Source organism: Lwoffella lincolnii, assembly GCF_037201985.1.
Classification (GTDB): Bacteria; Pseudomonadota; Gammaproteobacteria; order Pseudomonadales; family Moraxellaceae; genus Psychrobacter; species Psychrobacter lincolnii.
Window position 1 is genome coordinate 1,044,415 of record NZ_CP147511.1, and the last position, 19,051, is coordinate 1,063,465.

General features: G+C 41.8%; 15 protein-coding genes. 10 read left to right on the top strand and 5 right to left on the bottom strand.

Features of this window, described 5'->3' with window-relative positions; genetic code table 11:
• Window positions 1-44 precede the first annotated feature (44 nt).
• Entirely contained in the window at window positions 45-995 is a 951-nt protein-coding gene (locus WDM69_RS04820; RefSeq protein ID WP_338755828.1) for a LysR substrate-binding domain-containing protein, read from the top strand.
• A 78-nt stretch (window positions 996-1,073) separates the two neighbouring features.
• Entirely contained in the window at window positions 1,074-2,081 is a 1,008-nt protein-coding gene (locus WDM69_RS04825; protein WP_338755829.1) for an LLM class flavin-dependent oxidoreductase, read from the top strand.
• A 54-nt stretch (window positions 2,082-2,135) separates the two neighbouring features.
• Here WDM69_RS04825 and WDM69_RS04830 read toward each other — a convergent pair whose 3' ends face one another.
• On the bottom strand, window positions 2,136-3,173 hold the full coding sequence (locus WDM69_RS04830; RefSeq protein WP_338755830.1) for an AEC family transporter: 1,038 nt from the start codon (window positions 3,171-3,173) through the stop codon (window positions 2,136-2,138).
• 450 nt (window positions 3,174-3,623) lie between these two features.
• Between WDM69_RS04830 and WDM69_RS04835 the strand changes: the two genes are divergently transcribed.
• The gene (locus tag WDM69_RS04835; protein ID WP_078306618.1) at window positions 3,624-4,013 is read left to right on the top strand and encodes a CZB domain-containing protein; all 390 of its coding nucleotides are present in this window, start codon (window positions 3,624-3,626) and stop codon (window positions 4,011-4,013) included.
• 114 nt (window positions 4,014-4,127) lie between these two features.
• On the opposite strand, the gene mnmG is transcribed toward WDM69_RS04835, so the two are convergent.
• The 3 genes from mnmG to WDM69_RS04850 form a co-directional block, all read right to left on the bottom strand.
• Window positions 4,128-6,026, bottom strand: coding sequence for a tRNA uridine-5-carboxymethylaminomethyl(34) synthesis enzyme MnmG (gene mnmG, locus WDM69_RS04840; RefSeq protein ID WP_338755831.1), 1,899 nt, complete (start codon window positions 6,024-6,026; stop codon window positions 4,128-4,130).
• 209 nt (window positions 6,027-6,235) lie between these two features.
• Entirely contained in the window at window positions 6,236-6,571 is a 336-nt protein-coding gene (grxD, locus tag WDM69_RS04845) for a Grx4 family monothiol glutaredoxin (protein WP_078306620.1), read from the bottom strand.
• 239 nt (window positions 6,572-6,810) lie between these two features.
• Window positions 6,811-7,929 (bottom strand): RNA-guided endonuclease InsQ/TnpB family protein, encoded by a 1,119-nt coding sequence (locus tag WDM69_RS04850; protein WP_338755832.1) that lies wholly within the window; start codon window positions 7,927-7,929, stop codon window positions 6,811-6,813.
• 320 nt (window positions 7,930-8,249) lie between these two features.
• Here WDM69_RS04850 and WDM69_RS04855 point away from each other — a divergent pair, with 320 nt between their 5' ends.
• From WDM69_RS04855 to WDM69_RS04875, 5 genes are all read left to right on the top strand, one after another.
• Window positions 8,250-9,626 carry an imelysin family protein gene (locus tag WDM69_RS04855; protein WP_078306622.1) on the top strand — a complete coding sequence of 459 codons (1,377 nt, stop codon included), beginning with the start codon at window positions 8,250-8,252 and terminating at the stop codon, window positions 9,624-9,626.
• Between the two features lie 109 nt (window positions 9,627-9,735).
• Window positions 9,736-11,025, top strand: coding sequence for a di-heme oxidoredictase family protein (locus WDM69_RS04860; protein ID WP_158077848.1), 1,290 nt, complete (start codon window positions 9,736-9,738; stop codon window positions 11,023-11,025).
• Window positions 11,026-11,063: 38 nt separating this feature from the next.
• On the top strand, window positions 11,064-12,125 hold the full coding sequence (locus tag WDM69_RS04865; RefSeq protein ID WP_078306624.1) for a hypothetical protein: 1,062 nt from the start codon (window positions 11,064-11,066) through the stop codon (window positions 12,123-12,125).
• Window positions 12,125-13,126 carry a sterol desaturase family protein gene (locus tag WDM69_RS04870; protein ID WP_078306625.1) on the top strand — a complete coding sequence of 334 codons (1,002 nt, stop codon included), beginning with the start codon at window positions 12,125-12,127 and terminating at the stop codon, window positions 13,124-13,126. The genes WDM69_RS04865 and WDM69_RS04870 overlap by 1 nt, the downstream gene beginning before the upstream one ends.
• Window positions 13,095-14,330, top strand: coding sequence for a cytochrome-c peroxidase (locus WDM69_RS04875; RefSeq protein ID WP_078306626.1), 1,236 nt, complete (start codon window positions 13,095-13,097; stop codon window positions 14,328-14,330). Before WDM69_RS04870 ends, WDM69_RS04875 begins: the two co-directional genes overlap by 32 nt.
• A 121-nt stretch (window positions 14,331-14,451) precedes the next feature.
• On the opposite strand, the gene lldD is transcribed toward WDM69_RS04875, so the two are convergent.
• Window positions 14,452-15,606: an FMN-dependent L-lactate dehydrogenase LldD gene (lldD, locus tag WDM69_RS04880; RefSeq protein ID WP_338755833.1), complete on the bottom strand. Its 1,155-nt coding sequence runs from the start codon at window positions 15,604-15,606 to the stop codon at window positions 14,452-14,454.
• Between the two features lie 301 nt (window positions 15,607-15,907).
• On the opposite strand from lldD, the gene WDM69_RS04885 reads away from it, so the two are divergent.
• Window positions 15,908-17,665, top strand: a complete 1,758-nt coding sequence (locus tag WDM69_RS04885) for an L-lactate permease (RefSeq protein WP_078306628.1) — start codon at window positions 15,908-15,910, stop codon at window positions 17,663-17,665.
• A 60-nt stretch (window positions 17,666-17,725) separates the two neighbouring features.
• Entirely contained in the window at window positions 17,726-19,039 is a 1,314-nt protein-coding gene (locus WDM69_RS04890; protein WP_078306629.1) for a CitMHS family transporter, read from the top strand.
• The last annotated feature ends 12 nt before the right edge of the window (window positions 19,040-19,051 follow it).

Here is a 19,051-nt window from a genome sequence, read left to right on the forward strand (position 1 = left end):
CAATCAGCCAAATATAGTCAGCCAAATACGAGAACCACACATTCATGTCCCTTGACATCATCATCAATCAACGTCATTTACAAATCCAGCTAAAACAGCTAGAAACCGTCTGGCACACCGTCATCAATGGCTACAACTTAAGCCAAGCTGCCAACGTCTTACATACCAGCCAATCTAACTTATCCAAACACATCTCCGCTCTTGAAAGTCAATTAAAAACCAATGTCTTTATCCGTCAAGGTAAACGACTGACAGGCTTAACCGAAGTTGGACAAGCCATACTGCCACATATCGAAACAATTTTTACCGAAATTCGCACCATCGAAAACATTACCCTAGACCACACCAATCCACTAGAAGGCACCTTGACCGTTGCCACCACCCACACGCAAGCACGCTATGTGTTGCCCCAGATAGTCATGGCATTTCGCCATCGCTATCCCAAGGTCAATTTGGTGCTGCAACAAGCCGACCCAGAGAGCATCGCCCAAATGGTCATTCGTGGGCAAGCCGACATTGGCATTGCCACCGAAGCTTTGCTAAACAACGACTATTTACGATGCACTCGCTATTATGACTGGTCGCATAAGGTGATTGTGCCAAAAAATCACCCATTAGCCACAGAAGACCGTTTGGGTTTGCCCCTAGACTTACCAACTTTGGCAAGCTATCCCATCATCACTTATCATGGTGGTTTTACAGGACGTGGGGTGATTGATGACACCTTTTTAAATGCTGGACTAACGCCTGATATTGTGCTGGCAGCACTCGATGCTGATGTCATCAGCACCTATGTGGCAGCAGGGCTTGGGGTAGGCATCATTGCCCAGATGGCTTATGAACCAACGCATTATGCCAATTTAACCGCACTGGACATTGACGCATTTGGGCGATTTACCAGTTGGATAGCCGTGCGTGATGATGCCAAAGTGCGTGAATTTGGACAGGCGTTTATTCACTTATGTCAACAACAGTTTGATGGGGTTGGCAAGTGATTTGTATGCCAAGTGATTTGTATGCGATGTGTTTGCGACCAATTTTCAAATGACTGTTTTTAAGGATAAAGTGCCAAAATGAATCATCAGCCAACACCAAAATTATCTTATCTGGACTTAGCTCCCATCGCCGAAGGGCGTTCGATTGCTGATGGGGTTAAACAAACCGTTGCCATTGCAAAAACAGCTGAAAAAGCAGGGTTGCATCGCTATTGGTTAGCAGAGCATCATAACATGCCTGCCGTTGCCAGTGCTGCCACCGCTGTACTACTGTCGCACATTGGTTCTCAAACCAGTCGCATTCGCATCGGCTCAGGTGGTGTGATGTTGCCCAATCATTCACCATTGGTGATTGCTGAGCAGTTTGGCACATTACAAGCCTTGTATGGCGACCGCATCGACTTAGGTTTGGGCAGAGCCCCCGGCTCTGATGGGGCAACATTTAGAGCATTACGGCGTACCATGCACAGTGCTGATGGCTTCCCACAAGATGTGCAAGAGCTGATGGGTTATCTGTACGCCAGCGATGCCAGCAATGATGTTACCGCCTACCCCGGTATGGGCAGTCGTGTGCCAGTGTGGATATTAGGGTCATCACTGTTTGGGGCCAATTTGGCCGCCAAATTGGGCTTACCTTATGCGTTTGCCAGCCACTTTGCCCCTAGAATGATGGGTGATGCCATTGCCCATTATCGACAAAACTTCCAGCCATCTACCCATTGCCAACAGCCATATGTCATGCTTGCCGCCAACTTACTGCTGGCAAATGATGCTGACGAAGCCCATTATCACTTCACATCGGCTCAACAAAGTGCTTTACAACTGGTGCGTGGTAATTTGGGTAAAGTGCCAAGACCTGTTGCCAATATGGACACACTGTGGCACCCACAAGAGCAGGCATTTGTAGAGCAAAGCCAAGCAGTCTCTTTTATTGGTGGTGTTGATGACGTCAGACCCAAGCTTAGGCAATTCATTGACACATATCGTCCTGATGAACTGATTGTCGCTGCCAATATTTGGGAACAAGACATGCGTCTTGCGTCCATTGAGCTGACCAGCACGCTTGAATTGTTTGCTTTAAACTGATATTTGCGTTGCACTGATGTTTGCGTTGCACTCAGCAAGTTAAACCATATCGCATCACATCCACCCCATTGCCCTTAACACCGCTGACCCCACCGCCATACTTATCATACTAAATATGGTGGTAAATGCGATGATGTTGGCGGCTAAAATTTCATTACCACCCATGGCTTTTACCATGACATAACTCACCACTGCTGTGGGGGCAGATACCATCAAAAACAACACCCCCATTTGTACCTTTGCCATATCAACCATGTCAGCAGTCTCGTTGGCATGGGGAATAAACGCCACTCCCCCTATCAAGCCAAAGACCCAACCGACCAATACCGCCAACATAGGGGCAATAAAAATACGAATCAGACTTGCCTGCATCGACACACCAGATAAACTTAACATGTCTTTAAAATTCACGGTTGCTCCAGCACAAATCAGAGCAAGCGGCAAAGCAACCCTTGCCAATAATTCACCCACATTGACAACAGATGCTGGCAGTGTTGGTACATCTAATGCCTTAGCAATCACCGCCAGAAATAAAGCAATATTCAGTGGGTTTTTAATAAGATTAACCCCAAGCAAAGACAAAGTTTGTGCCGTGGTTTTAGATTGATTTTTAAACTGACGACTGTCATGATGGCTTAACGTCATGACCGCCAACACATTAAACAGCACCATCAACACCCCCATATATACCGCCCCAATACCCAAACCCACTTCCCCATAAGCATTGTGTATCGTTGCCAAAGCAATGATGGCGATATTACTGCGAAACACCCCTTGCACAAACACACCTTTATCTTCTGACTTGGTGATAAAATAATGTGCATACACTTCAGCCCCAACAAACAACAGCAATGTTACCACCACCCCAGCCCCTATCAATGGTAACTGTGCTTTAATATCCACCTGCGTATTGAATAAACTTAAAAATAATAAACATGGCAAACTGTATTGAAACACCAAATGTGATGCGTCATTAATAAACTCTCGACTGATTTTATGATGCCATCGTAAGAAAAACCCCAATCCCATTAACAACAAACTTGGCAACACAATAGAAAAAGCAAAGCTGGCAGAACTGATTAAAACAGACATAACTTCTCACATCATTTTAAACCCTGTCTTGTTTTCATGGTGTTTTATCAATGTATTTCATCAATGGCAGGCACTTTACAAATCACACATAACATTTGATAAAACGACGAAACCAACACATGGTTGCACGAATAAATAATAAATACGCCATAAATCAATTGCGTATTGTAAAGAACATTCTTATAAAATCATGTGCATAATTCATCTATCCTAATGCCAAATTAAAATATGCCCCCCATTTTGATAAAAAACCACATAATACGATTGCAAACCATGATTTGTAAACACAGGATTTTTATGGCTATAAAAGGTTGCCCCCCCCCCCTTAAATTTGATAGAATAGCAAAGATTTGTTTAGTTTTCTTAATAAAAAAAGTAACATCTATTGATAAAAATTAACAAGTCACATAAGCAAATTAACCATGTTTATTTTGATTAGGATATTTCTTTATGAGTAATCCCAGCACAACCATTCAACCTCTAGATTTTAGTGCAGCATTAAAAGCTCATGCAGACTGGAAAGGCAAATTAAGAGAAGCCATTAATAATGAAGAGACCCTAGATGAAGCCAAAGTGTCTCGTGATGATTTATGTGTCTTAGGTGTTTGGCTTTATGATGAAGATAACGTAAACGCCTTGGCTGCTCTTGAGAGTTATCGCCACTGCAAACAAAAACATGCAGAATTCCACAAAGAAATCGGTAAAGTAGCAAAAGAAATCAATCGAAAAAATTTTGATAAAGCCAAAGAAATGATTGGTGCAGGTTCAGAATATTCTGATATCAGTACTGATATTGCACTATCATTACACCAGTTGAAAAAAGATGCTAACGTATCTTAAGATATTTTTTTGAATAAACCCTAAAAGCCATGAGCATAATATACGATGATGCTCATGGTCTCAAATGATAGATAAAATCTAAAAATACTAAAACACCAAGCCCATACGTTATCCCTAGTCATGTTCAGACGACATCAAAGCCATCTGACTTTTACGCTGTTTTTTTACCGTCATGGCAAGTAATTGAATCGCAGCAGGAGTAACGCCACTGATGCGACTGGCTTGAGCCAATGTAGCAGGGCGAATTTGGGTTAATTTTTGAATGATTTCATGAGATAACCCAGAGATACTGGCATAGTCAAAATCCACAGGCAATGCTGTGTTCTCAAGACGTTTCATCTGCTTAATATCATCTTGTTGACGGTCGATATAACCTGCGTATTTAACGGTAATTTCAATCTGCTCCCCCACCTGTTTATCCACTTGGCCATCAGTAATACTGGCAATATCAGCAAAGGTTACATGGGGACGTTTTAGCAAATCATAGGCAGTGGCTTCTTTAGACAGATGTTCACCTGTTTGCTGAGCAAAGCGTTCACCAAGTTCATTTTGTGGCGTTGCCCACAACTCTTTTAGTCGTGATGTTTCTTGGGCAATGGCATCTATTTTACGATTGAATGAATCCCATCGGACATCATCAATCAAGCCAAGTTGTCGCCCAATGGCAGTTAAACGTTGGTCTGCATTATCTTCTCTTAATAGTAGGCGATATTCTGCTCGACTGGTAAACATGCGATATGGCTCTTTTGTGCCATTGGTAATTAGGTCATCTACCAACACACCAAGATAAGCTTGGTCTCGTCTTGGTGTCCATGGTTCACGCCCTAAGCTTGCCAAAGCAGCATTTAACCCTGCCAATAAACCTTGAGCTGCTGCTTCTTCATAGCCTGTTGTGCCATTGATTTGCCCTGCAAAATACAACCCATCAATGGACTTGGTCTCAAGAGTGGGTTTAAGATTTTGTGGGTCAAAATAATCATATTCTATGGCATAGCCAGGGCGAGTTAGGTGGGCATTTTCTAAACCTTTCATTGTACGGATAAATTCAAGTTGCACATCAAACGGCAAACTGGTTGAGATGCCATTAGGATACAATTCATGCGTGGTTAAACCTTCAGGCTCAATAAAAATTTGATGACTGTCTTTATCCGCAAAACGGTGAATCTTATCTTCAATGGACGGGCAATATCTGGGGCCTACTCCTTCTATCTGTCCACTAAACATAGGGCTTCTGTCCAGATGATTGCGAATGATGTCATGTGTTCGCTCGTTGGTGTGGGTAATATGACAATTGATTTGGCGCGGGTGCATGGCAACATTGCCCATATAGCTCATCGTAGGCAAAGGTGTATCTCCAGGCTGTGGGGTCATCACACTAAAATCCACCGTACGAGCATCAATGCGAGCAGGCGTGCCTGTTTTTAGGCGTCCCACAGGTAACTTCAGTTCACGCAAACGGTCAGCCAATCGAATCGATGGCGGATCACCTGCTCGCCCACCCTTGGCATTTTGTAAACCAATATGAATAACCCCACCCAAAAACGTCCCTGATGTGAGCACCACCTGCTCACAACCAAACTCAATGCCCGTGGCAGTCACCACGGCCACCGCCTTACCATTATCCATCAAAATATCGTCTGCTCCCTGCATAAACAGGTCAAGATTGGGCTGATTTTCCAACATATGACGAATGGCAGCTTTATACAAAATACGGTCCGCTTGGGCTCTGGTTGCTCGTACCGCTGCCCCTTTACGGCCATTAAGTACTCGAAATTGAATGCCCGATTTGTCCGTTGCCAATGCCATCGCCCCACCCAGAGCATCCACCTCACGCACCAAATGTGATTTACCAATGCCACCAATGGCAGGATTGCAACTCATCTGCCCCAAAGTTTCAATATTATGGGTGAGCAACAATGTGGTTGCTCCCATGCGTGCCGATGCCAATGCCGCTTCTGTGCCTGCATGACCACCACCAATGACAATGACATCATAATGTTTAGGATATCGCATGGGTTACCTCGTTTGTTGCTTATTTATTATGAAAGAAAAAATTTGTTATAAAAAAAATTGTTATGAAAGAAAAAACCGCTCATTATAGTCAATTTTATCGCCAATTTTGTGAAAAATTGACACATGACTGTTTTTTAAATTTAAACAGACATAAGCTTAAACAAAAAAACCCCAATCACCAGATTGAGGCCTGTGAGTTAAGATAAAGGTTAAGCTTCTGGGCTATGTGCTTCTACCATGGGTGCAAGCTCACCTGCTTGGTACATTTGTAAAATAATATCACTACCACCTATCAACTCACCGTTAATCCATAACTGTGGAAAAGTTGGCCAGTTGGCAATCAAGGGTAAAGTGGCACGAATTTCTGGATTTTCTAAAATATTAACAAAAGCAAATGGTCGACCGATTTGCGTCAATACCTCTATGGCACGAGCAGAAAATCCACATTGTGGAAATTGTGGTGTGCCTTTCATGTATAACAACACTTTATGTTCTTGAATTTGACTTTCAATGAGTGATTTGATTTCTGGATTGATGTCATTCATGATGATTCCAAATTGATGGCAAATGTATTTTATGAAAACTGTATAAATGTCTATTAAAGCCTTGACAATCATATCTAATCTCAACACAAATTGCAATCCATCAAGCACAACTCACCATGGTTAATTGACCGACTGATTAACCATTTCAATTTGACCCTCTCCCCTAGCTAAAGCAAGGGGATTCCCAATATCGCTACTGGGTGTTTCCTAATTCAACGAGATTGGCTTATGCAGACTAACTACACAAGACTGACATTCTCTCCAAAGGCAAGCCCCGCAAGCCCTGCGGTTAATATATTTTTGGCAGCATTGACATCACGGTCATGGGTAGTCTTGCACTCAGGGCAATCCCAATGGCGAGTATCAAGACTTAAAAAAGGCAAAGTGTATCCACAATGACAACAGCGTTTAGAGCTTGGGAAAAACTGGTCTATTTTGACTAAGCTTCTACCTGCCCAATCAGCTTTGTATTCTAATTGTTGGATAAGTCTACCCCAACTTGCATCCGCAATATGCTTGGCAAGCGTGGGATTTTTAATCATGTTTTTTACTCGCAGTGACTCAACACAAATCACTTGGTTATCGTTGACTAATTTGCGAGATAACTTATGCAAGTTATCTAATCGACAATCTAAGATTTTGGCATGAATACGGGCTACTTTCATTCTTGCTTTGGCACGGTTAGCCGAACCGAGTTTTTTGCGACTCAAGGCTTTTTGAGCCTTAGCAAGTTTGGTAGCGTATTTGGCTGTTAGGCGAGGATTGTCAATTTTAAGACCACTGTCGGTAACAAACATATGTTTAATGCCAACATCAATACCAATGGTGGTATCAGATTTTGGCAAAATTTGATTATCAAATTCACACAGGCACGACACAAAATATCGTCCTGCACAGTCTTTAGTGATTGTGATGGTACTTGGCTCGCTTGGCAGCTGCCTAGACCAACGAACATTAAGCGGTTGTTTGCTTTTGGCAATAAAAAGCTGACCGTCTGTGTATTTAAAAGCACTTTTGGTAAATTCAGCCGATTGCTTGTGAGTTTTCTTTTTGAATGTTGGGTATTTAGCACGACCCTCAAAGAAGTTTTTAAAGGCGGTTTGTTGATGTCTAAGTACTTGTTGGGTGGGAACACACGAAACATCATTCAAAAAAGCAAATTGAGGTTGTTTTTTAAGCCAAGTCAATCTGGCATTGGCTTGAATATAGCCAATTTTAGTTTTGCTTTGGTAGTATTCATCAGTACGCCAACGCAAAATCGTGTTATAGACAAACCGCACACAGCCAAAGGTTTGAGCAAGCAGTTTGGCTTGTTCATCAGTTGGGTAAAAGCGGAATTTGTAGGCACGATGTTTCATAGCTCACATTTTATCATTAAAAATGTGAAATATCAATTTAACAACACAGCACTTCCTCCATGCCCTAAAGTGCATGGTTTCCACGCTAGGAGGATTTGATGAACCAGCTAAATTAAAAGTTGCATTTATAAATAAAAATGATTATTATTTATCTAACATGTTTCTTAAATGTAACTCATCAAACCAGTTTAACTCAGTCATCATCTTCTTTTACTGTTATCTAAGATTGGCTTATTAGTCCATATGGCTAACTTGCTGTAAGACAACATATTGTAAAGCTGACAAGATATCGTAAAACCAACCCAGTACAGGACAACATCATGAAACAACTCTCTTTTAGCGCACTTGCCATCATCGCCACAACGTTTGCAAGTTTATCCTCCATTCACACACAAGCTTATACACAAGCTCACACACAAGCTGTCCAACTCAATCAATCCATCAACATACAAAAACAGGCAACAAACTTTCTAAAAAACTACAGCGTGTTGGCACAAAAAAGCTATCAAGCCAGCCTAAACGATGCCAAAATATTGCAAAAAGCTTTAGAGCGATTTGCCAAATATCCAACTCAACAAAACTTAAATGCCGCCAAAGAAGCATGGTTACAGGCCAGAGAAAGTTATGGTTTGACAGAAATTTTTCGCCTATCACAAGGTCCTATCGATGCTGAGGAAGGTTGGGTGGCAGAGATTTATGGCAATTTAGAGGGGCAAATCAATGCGTGGCCATTAGATGAACACATGATTGACTATACCATCGATGCCGATGGCAATCGCACACAGGGCAACATCATTGATGCCACGGGTCTATTCACACCAATAGGAGAAAATGCCCAAGCGGTTGATATCACTGACATCACCCCTGAAGTATTGACCGAACTTAATGAAAATGGCGGCGAGGCCAATGTTGCAACAGGTTACCATGCCATTGAATTTTTATTATGGGGGCAAGACCAAGACTATCATAATTTTATAGAAGACACCATCACCCATGGTCCAATGACAGCTGGGCAACGTCCATTAACCGACTTCACAACTGACAAAAATGCAAAACGACGTTTGGCGTATCTGACGGCGGCGGCTCAAAAATTGGTTGACGACTTACATACCGTAACCCAAGCATGGCAACCAAATGGCTTATATTACAACGCTCTAAATGGCAGACTTATGGGCAAACATGCGGATAAAAATATAGATAAAAAAACTGCCTTAAAAGATATTTTTACAGGCATGGGGGTTTTTATCAAATCTGAGCTTGCCAACGAACGCATCGCCGTTGCTGTGCTAACACCCAGTGAAGAAGATGAACATTCTTGTTTTTCTGATAATACCCACCGAGACATCATGCAAAATTTTGCTGGATTTAAAAATGTTTTGTATGGCACTTATCAAGGTAAAAAAATTGGACGTATCGCCTTAATTGACACCTTAAGTCCCAATGAACAAAAACAAATCAATCAAATGATTGCAAGCATTGATAAACGCATTGCCACAATCGATCATTTGGCAAAAACCAGCATGCACTTTGATTATCAAATACAACCACAAAATGTGGCATCAACCATGAATATTGTCAGTTTAAAAAATGAGCTACGCCGATTGGGAGATAAAATGGTTGACATTGCCAAAGCTTATCAAATTAATCTGACAACCGATGATGTTACCGACCAAGAAGAGACCAAAATTGAGGGGTAAAACAAAGATTTTGGGAAACATAAAGATTTGGGGTATAAAGATTTTATATGCGATTTGTTGGTGCTTCATCACCAACAGCCATGCCCAAATCTTACCAATCTTACTATCAATGCCATGGTCAGAGACTCGTGAGCATTTACCCAGTAATCAACCCATAGATGGGCTGTCTGATGCTGATATGGATAAATTCATGCTTGGACGCTCTTTTTTTACCATTACTTGGGTTGCTGCCCCCAGTGCCACCACAGCAAGAGATGGCTTAGGCCCATTATTTAATGCCAATGCTTGTGTTGCTTGTCATCGTGCCACTCGACATAAACAAAGCTTTAACGATGACGGCAATCACAGTCGCATTTTGGTATTTAAGTTATCACAACCCAACAAACACCATTATGGTCAGTACCAACAAATGACTCCCACCGATTCCATTTATGGCAGTCAATTAGCGGTTAATGGCATTCATGGTGTTCCTTTTGAAGCCAAAACAGACATTGTGTGGCAATATGGTCAACAAACGTTAGCAGATGGCACGGTGGTTCATTTACGCAAACCCATACCCAAGGTCAGTGATTGGCAATATGGCACACCCAATTCACAAACACGCATTAGCTTGAGAATTGCTCCTTTATTAGTGGGGCTTGGTCTTTTACAGAAAATTCCTGATGAAGACATACTGTCAGCAGTTGATGAAAAAGACAGCAATCAAGATGGTATTTATGGCAAAGTGAATTATGCCCCTGACATTGGCAATCACGATGTTGGCAATAACCGCCTTGCCATTGGGCGGTTTGGACATAAAGCATCTATGCCCAGCGTTTTGATGCAAACCGCTGATGCCGCCATTAACGACATGGGACTGACCAACCCTTTGCACCCTAATGAAAACTGTACTTGGCAACAAACTGCCTGTGTCAATGCCCCACGTCCACGCCCAACCCCAGAAGGAGATTTGGACTTGCCAATGGGTCGCCTACAAGCCATTGCTTTTTATTTACAACATCTTAAAGCCCCTAAAAACATCGCAGACAACAGCAAACGTAACGGACAGGCTCTATTTAAAACATTACAATGTGCCACTTGTCATACTCCCATACAAAAAACTCATGATGGCATCATATTTCAACCTTATAGCAACTTATTGTTGCATGACATGGGGCCGGATTTGGCTGATGCCCGCCCAGAATATGATGCCACCCCACAGCATTGGCGAACCACGCCTTTATGGGGATTGGGTGCAAAAAGCCGTGCTAACATACCATTATTACATGATGGACGTGCCAACACCGTTACTGAAGCCATTTTATGGCATGGTGGTGAAGCAGAACAGGCAAAACAGGCATTTATCCAACTGAACAAAACACAACGTCATGATTTGTTGGACTTCTTAAACACGTTATAATTAACCATGTTCACCATCACCAACATAAGGGCAGTTTGATGCCGCACGCCATAAAACATCTCGGACTCATCATCATCATCGCTGTTGGCTTAAGCACCCTCGCCATTGCCCAACAAGAACAAGACAGTCATCAACAACATGAACAAAAGCATCATGAACAAGAACAACAAGCACTGGCCAGTATTTATGATAATGTTTTGCAAAAAAATGCCAATATCGCCTTGAACAGCTGTCAACAACTGGCAACAACACTACAACAGTCAACAGCTGGGGTGCGTTCCCAAACGATTGATGAGCATTTTAAAGATTTGGCATTAAACTGGAAAAAAGTTGAAGCTACTTACATTGCAGGTGATTTTGATGTGCATGTCATTGACACCCCACGTTATATTGACATATTTCATATTGGTAATGAAAACATTCATGAGCAGATGCAAAAAGTATTGAGCAGTCATAGCAAACCTGAAGTTGCTCTATTTAAAAACTCTTACAAAACCATCAATGCTCTGGAAGTCGTTTTATATCAAGACGAGCATCTTAATCAACGAGACTTACACATTGCTCACGCCATCAGCCAACATATTTGTCAACATCTGGACACCATCAAACACACCTATCAACATAAAAGAGTGGATTACTTAAATCAGCCCAAACTTTCTTTATCCAAGATAATCAACACGCTGGCGAATCAAAGCCATTTTTTAAAAGAATGGCGGATTGCTGATGTGGCTGGATTATCCAAAAAATATCAAAACAATCCAGATAAAAAACGGGCAGAGTTTTATCTCAGTGGGTTGAGTGTGAATGCCATTGATGCCATTTTGCAAGCTCAATCTGAGCTGATTGACCAACAAGATTACTTCAATTTGGTTGACATTACTCAGTTATACCATGCCCAAAAACCATTAAATGACAACCAAAAGTTGCTAAAAGATGCCCGTCATCAAATACAACACCTAACCATTGATGAACTTGCAATGGACAACCATAAAAGCACCCAACTGTATGACACCATTCACCAGTTACAAATTGGCTATTATCAGCACTTAATCCATGCCTTACCAATACAGCCAGTCATTCTTGAAGCAGATGGTGATTGATGCAAGCCAATATGCTGTTTATCGACCTGCCTTTAGTCAATGAATATTTGGTTAATCCCAACCAAAGATTATATTGGGTTTATCTGTGTGGTGCTGGTATCTTAACCATGGTGTATTGGCTTTACCACAAACCATCATCAAACAAGCATGTTAAGCATCACGATGTTAGGCATCACGATGTTAGATATCACGATGTTAAAAACCACCTTCGACAATACTGGCTACACCCACAGTCCATACTGGATTACAAATATTTTGTGGTGGCTTGGTTGATTAAAACCCATCTTTTGATGCCCCTAATTTTATCAGCAAAGACGGTTACCACGCTGATTTTTAATGGCTTGACTTACGTTCATGCCCCTTTGCTCCTACCACTGCCAAATTGGACGATTGCCACCATTTATACGTTGATGATATTTATCTTTGGTGAATTTAGTCGCTACTGGCTACACCGTTGGCTACATACCAACCCATTTTTATGGCAATTTCACAAGGTTCATCACAGTGCAACGTTATTAAACCCAATCACTTTTTATCGGGTGCATCCATTGGAAAATTTGTTATTTGGTTTGCGATACGCACTCAGTGTTGGTATGGTTACGGGCATTTGCTTATGGCTTTTTGGCGCACAGTTAAATATCATTACCATATTTGGGGTAAATGCTTTGGTGGCGATGTTTTCCCTGATTGGTGGTAATTTGCGACATTCGCACATTTATCTTGGATACCCCAAATGGCTTGAAATGTGGTTTATGTCACCAGCTCAGCATCAACTGCATCACAGTGTGTCTTGTGGTCATAAAAATTATGGTGGATATTTAAGTGTTTTTGATAATTGGCACAACACGCAAGCTTTTAGTCAAGATTATGCACCGCCAGACACTTTTGGGTTGACAAAGAAAACTGACAAACACCATCGCAGTATTGGCAATCTGTTGTTACAACCATTTTTTGATTGTGGAGCATGGTATGCAAAAAAACAACACGCAAAAAAATCATAACATTCCATATGTTTTGACCACGTTAACGGCAGTTAGCATCACCGTGCTTATGGCTCTGACCAGCACATCGATGTCCCATGCCTTTAATAAAGGCAAGCCGATTGATGGACAAATGCAGATTGATGGGCAACCACTAAAGAATAAACAACGATTGGGGGAAATGTTATTTTTTGACACCCGTTTGTCTAAAAATCAAACCATGAGTTGTGCCACTTGCCACAATCCTGATTTGGCATTCACAGATGGCAGACAAACCGCTGCTAAAGGCATGGTGTCTTTAGGAGATGATGGGCATTCTTTTGGCAATCGCAACACCCCAACGGCAAGTTATGCCCATTTTTCTCCCAATTTTTATTTTGATGACATCAATCAAGCATACGTCGGTGGACAATTTTGGGACGGTCGTGCAGATGACCTAATTGTTCAAGCAGGCCAGCCACCACTGAACCCCATAGAAATGGGTACGGATAAATCTACCATCATTCAGCGACTCAAACAAGATGCCCACTATTTGCATGCGTTTGCCAATATTTATGGTAAAGGCATTTGGCAGGACACAGATAAAGCCTATGATGCCATGACTGATGCCATTGCCTCTTTTGAGACAACACCCCTATTTTCACCATTTGATTCAAAATATGACCGATATTTACAAGGTGAATATGAATTAACACCCTTAGAAGATTTAGGACGAACGTTATTTTTCTCCAACGACAATGTTAATTGTCATCGTTGCCACAAATTGCCTCAGTCAAAAGAAGATGACCAATATGAAACGTTCACCAATTATCAATACCACAATATTGGCGTACCCAGTAACAAACAGATGTTGGCACTGACGAAAGTGGCCACTGATTTTGTTGATTTAGGATTGATGAATCACCCAAAACTGACGCACGATGCCAACCAAAAGGGCAAATTCAAAACGCCAACTTTAAGAAACGTTGCTGTTACCGCTCCTTATATGCACAATGGGGTATTTAAAGACCTAAAAACTGTCGTCTTATTTTATGATAAATATAATAACCCAGATAACCGCATCAATCCTGAAACAAATAAGCCATGGAATGATGCTGAAGTCACGCAAAACATCAGTCTAGAAGAACTCAAAGCTCAAAAGCTGACCGACAGGAAAGTAGAAGCCCTTGTCGCTTTTATGGAGACACTTACTGACAAACGCTATGAACATCTGCTTAAAAAATAAATAAAATTAAAAATAAATGGGAAGAGACATGCTTTTTAGTCTCTTCCAATCGCCCATTAACGTTAGGTTAGATGATGGATTTTAATCATTTGACAGGTTTAATGACTTTGGTTTGATGACTTTATGAATTTGATGACTTTAAAAAATCCAACAAACACTCATGATTAATGTCCTTAATCGATGCTGAACTGGTTAAGGTCATTGCCACCTGCATTTCTTTTTCAAACAAATCCAACAAATTGGTTACCCCCACTTCCCCTTCTGCTGCCAACGCATAGACAAACGCCCGACCAATCATACATAAGTCTGCCCCCATGGCAAGCATGCGCACCACATCCAAACCATTACGAATGCCTGAATCTGCTAAGATTTTGATGTCACCTTTTACCGCATCAGCAATCGCTGGTAAGGCTCTGGCGGTGGACAGCACACCATCTAACTGACGACCGCCATGGTTAGACACCACAATGCCATCTGCACCAAAGCTCACCGCATCTTTTGCATCTTTAGGGTCTAAAATGCCTTTAATCACCATTGGGCCGTCCCAAAAATCTCGTATCCATTGCAAATCTTTCCATGAAATCGATGGGTCAAAATTGGCGGTCAGATAACCGATATAGTCTTCTAAACCAATGGTTTTACCCATGTATTTTGAGATATTACCCAAATCATGCGGACGACCCAATAAACCCACATTAATTGCCCAATGTGGGTGCCATGTGGCTTGCAGGTAACGACGCATGGCAGCATTTGGCCCACTCATTCCTGAGTGAGCATCACGGTATCTTGCCCCAGGCACAGGCATATCCACAGTAAATATCAAGGTGGTACACCCCGCCGCCTTGGCACGCTCCAGCACGTTTTGCATAAAGCCACGGTCTTTTAACACATACAACTGAAACCACATTGGGCGGTTTATCGCTGGCACAACTTCTTCAATCGGACACACAGACACCGTTGATAAGGTAAATGGCAAGCCTTTTTTGTCAGCAGCTTTAGCCGCTTGCACTTCACCACGCTTGGCATACATGCCTGTTAATCCCACAGGCGATAACGCCAAAGGCATGGAGAGACGTTCACCAAAAATCTCGGTGGACAGATCCAAACTTGACATGTCCTTTAAGACCCGTTGACGCAATGCCACTTCCGATAAGTCTGAGACGTTACGCTTTAGGGTGTATTCAGCATAAGCACCGCCATCAATGTAGTCAAATAAAAACCGTGGTAGGCGACGACGTGCCGCTTCTTTGTAGTCATTACCAGATGAGATAATCATATGTTTGTCCTTTAGTAAAGTATAAACCAGTAACTTTGTGATGTATTGTACAAAATATTCATAATTAAAAGTAATAAAATTTTAGAAAACAACAAACTGTTTGACACATATTTTCAGTCATTTTTCGCATCTTTTCTAGTTTTTTCTGGTTTTTTTGAATAAATGGTATTGAATGACTTTTGGATAATAGAGTATTATTTTATTTCTTTAAGATAATTATTGTTAAGCTATCATATATGTATGTTAACAAACAAGATTTAAGAAAGTTATTGTAAATATTATAAACAAGGAGCGTTTGCCCATGTATACTTTTTTGGCATTATTACCAATCCTTATCGTGCTGTTATTGCTGGTCATCATGCGATTACCTGCCAAATATGCAATGGCAGCAACTTACCTCATCACAGCAGCTTTGGCAATATTTGCATGGCATGTTGACATTAACCAAGTTTTGGCTGCCACCACCAAAGGCGTTATCACCGCCATCAGCGTTTTGTTTATTGTGTTTACCGCCATTTTATTGTTAAACACTGTCAAAGAAAGTGGGGCAATTTTAGCCATTCGTAAAGGATTTATGGACATCTCACCTGACCGTCGCATTCAAGTGATTATTGTGGCATGGTTATTTGGCTCTTTAATCGAAGGGGCTTCTGGTTGGGGAACACCCTCTGCTGTTGGAGCACCGTTGTTATTTGCCTTGGGATTTCCTGCCATGGCATCAGTGATGGCAATGCTTATCATTCAATCTACCCCTGTGTCTTATGGTGCGGTTGGGACACCACTGCTGATTGGGGTAAAAAATGGGTTGGATAACAATGCAGACATCATCTCTGCCATTACCCCTGCCACCTTAGATGATTATATTCTACAAACCACCGCCAATGTTGGTATGTTCCATGCGATGATTGGGGTATTAATCCCTTTAATTTTATGTTGCTTTTTAACACGATTTTTTGGTGAAAAACGCTCCTTTACTCAAGGATTACAAGTAGCTCCCTTTGCTTTATTTGCAGGGATTGCCTTTACTGTGCCGTACTTTTTGGTCGCTAAATTTTTAGGACCTGAATTCCCATCATTGGTCGGTGGTTTTATTGGTTTGGCGATTGTTGTGCCTGCTGCCAAAGCAGGATTTTTGCAACCCAAAGAAACCTTTGATTTTCCACAAACGTCAAAATGGCATGAGTCATGGATGGGTGAATTACAACATGACAAACACGATGACAGCGTTGCACCTAAGTTTTCGGTATTGCGTGCGTTTTCACCTTATTTGATTGTCATTATCTTGCTGATTATGACTCGCATTCCAGCCATTGGACTTAAAGGTCTATTAACCAGTGATGCTTTAACCTTAAAGTTTGACAACCTGTTTGGCACAACCATCAGCACAAAAGAGATGTTACTGTATTCGCCTGCTTCTGTCCTGCTTATTGCATCAATTATTTGTATTTTTATCTTTGGCATGAACCAAGCTCAAGTTAAAAAAAGCTGGTCAATATCCGCTAAAACCATGTTGGCAGCAGCACCTGCGTTATTATGCTCCATTCCAATGGTGCAGGTGTTTATCAATTCAGCATCAGCAGCCGATGCCGCCACCGTATTGCCTGCCATGCCTGTGATGCTTGCCCAAAGTGCAGCAGGGGCATTTGGTGATGCTTGGCCACTCTTTGCATCAAGCATTGGGGCGTTAGGAGCGTTTATTGCTGGTTCAAATACGGTAAGCAACATGATGTTTTCATCGTTTCAATGGTCAACCGCCACCCAAATTGGCTTGGATACCGCCATGGCAAGTAAGGTGGTGGCATTACAAGCGGTGGGCGGTGCAGCAGGTAATATGGTATCAGTGCATAATGTGGTGGCAGCGTCTGCGGTGGTTGGTTTAATTAACCGTGAAGGGGCGGTTATTCGCATTACTTTAATCAGCATGAGCTATTATGTGATACAAGCAGGCTTACTGGGCATGGCGTTTATTTTCAATCCCATTTGGTTTATTCCTGCCATTGTTTGGCCAATTGGATTTTTCTTGACGATGGGTAAGCTAAGTGGTAGAAAAGCCAATTGACAAATAAAAAATGAATAAAAAATTGGGCATGTCATTACATGACATTAAGGGACATATCCTATGTTAACATTCATTGGTTTGGCAATTATTCTTGTGATTGTTGGCTTGCTTTTAACAGAAAAAGTATCGCCCATTATTGCCATGGCGCTTGTGCCAATTATCGGTGCGATGGTGGCAGGCTTTGATTTGGCACAAATCAAGGATTTTTATGGTGAAGGGACAAAATCAGTCATTCAGATTGTGATTATGTTCATTTTTGCCATTTTATTCTTTGGCATCATGAGTGACGTTGGTTTATTCCGCCCTTTAATTGATAAGTTGGTTCAACTCACTCGTGGCAATGTCATCGCCGTGAGTGTCGGTACGGTACTGGTGTCAGTAGTGGCACAGCTTGATGGGGCAGGTGCAACCACTTTTTTATTGGTTGTTCCTGCTTTGTTGCCACTGTATAAAAAGCTTCGCATGAATCCTTATATGCTATTTTTATTATTAGCAGCAAGTGCAGGCGTGGTAAATATGCTTCCTTGGGGTGGACCGACAGGACGTGTGGCAACTGTGTTAGAGATGGATGTTAATGAGTTGTATCGCCCATTATTTGGTGTGCAAGTCATTGCTTTAACATACATCACCGCTTTGGCAGTGATTTTGGGCATCAAGGAAAAAAGACGCATTGTGAAAGAGTTTGGAGTACTGCCTGATGTGAGCGAACTCATCAAACCTGCTAAATTAAGTGAAGAAGAACAAAGTTTAGCACGCCCTAAGTTATTTTGGGTTAATGTGGTGATTTTTGTGCTGACCATGGCCGTATTATTTTCAGGCATGCTACCACCTGGGTATGTGTTTATGATTGCCACATCTGTGTTATTGTTGACCAATTATCATAGCCCAAAACAACAGCTGGCTCGCATCAATGCCCATGCAGGTGGTGCGATTGTTATGGCAAGCATTATTTTATCCGCTGGCACATTCTTGGGGATTTTAAAAGGCACAGGCATGCTCGATGCCATCTCTCATGATTTGGTTAAGATACTGCCAAATTCAAGCTTACCCTATTTACATATCATCATCGGTATTATTGGCATTCCGCTTGAGTTGGTATTAAGTACAGATGCGTATTATTTTGGATTATTCCCTGTGGTAGAACAAATCACCACCCAAGCAGGTGTTGCTTCAACATCAGCAGGTTATGCCATGCTTATTGGCAGTATTGTGGGGACATTTGTGACACCGTTATCACCTGCTTTATGGATGGGGCTTGGGTTGGCTGATTTATCAATGGGCAAACACATTCGCCATTCATTTTTTTGGATTTGGGGGTTGTCGTTATTAACCTTATTTAGTGCCATTGCTGTTGGTATTGTGCCGTTACCATAATGCCATTACCGT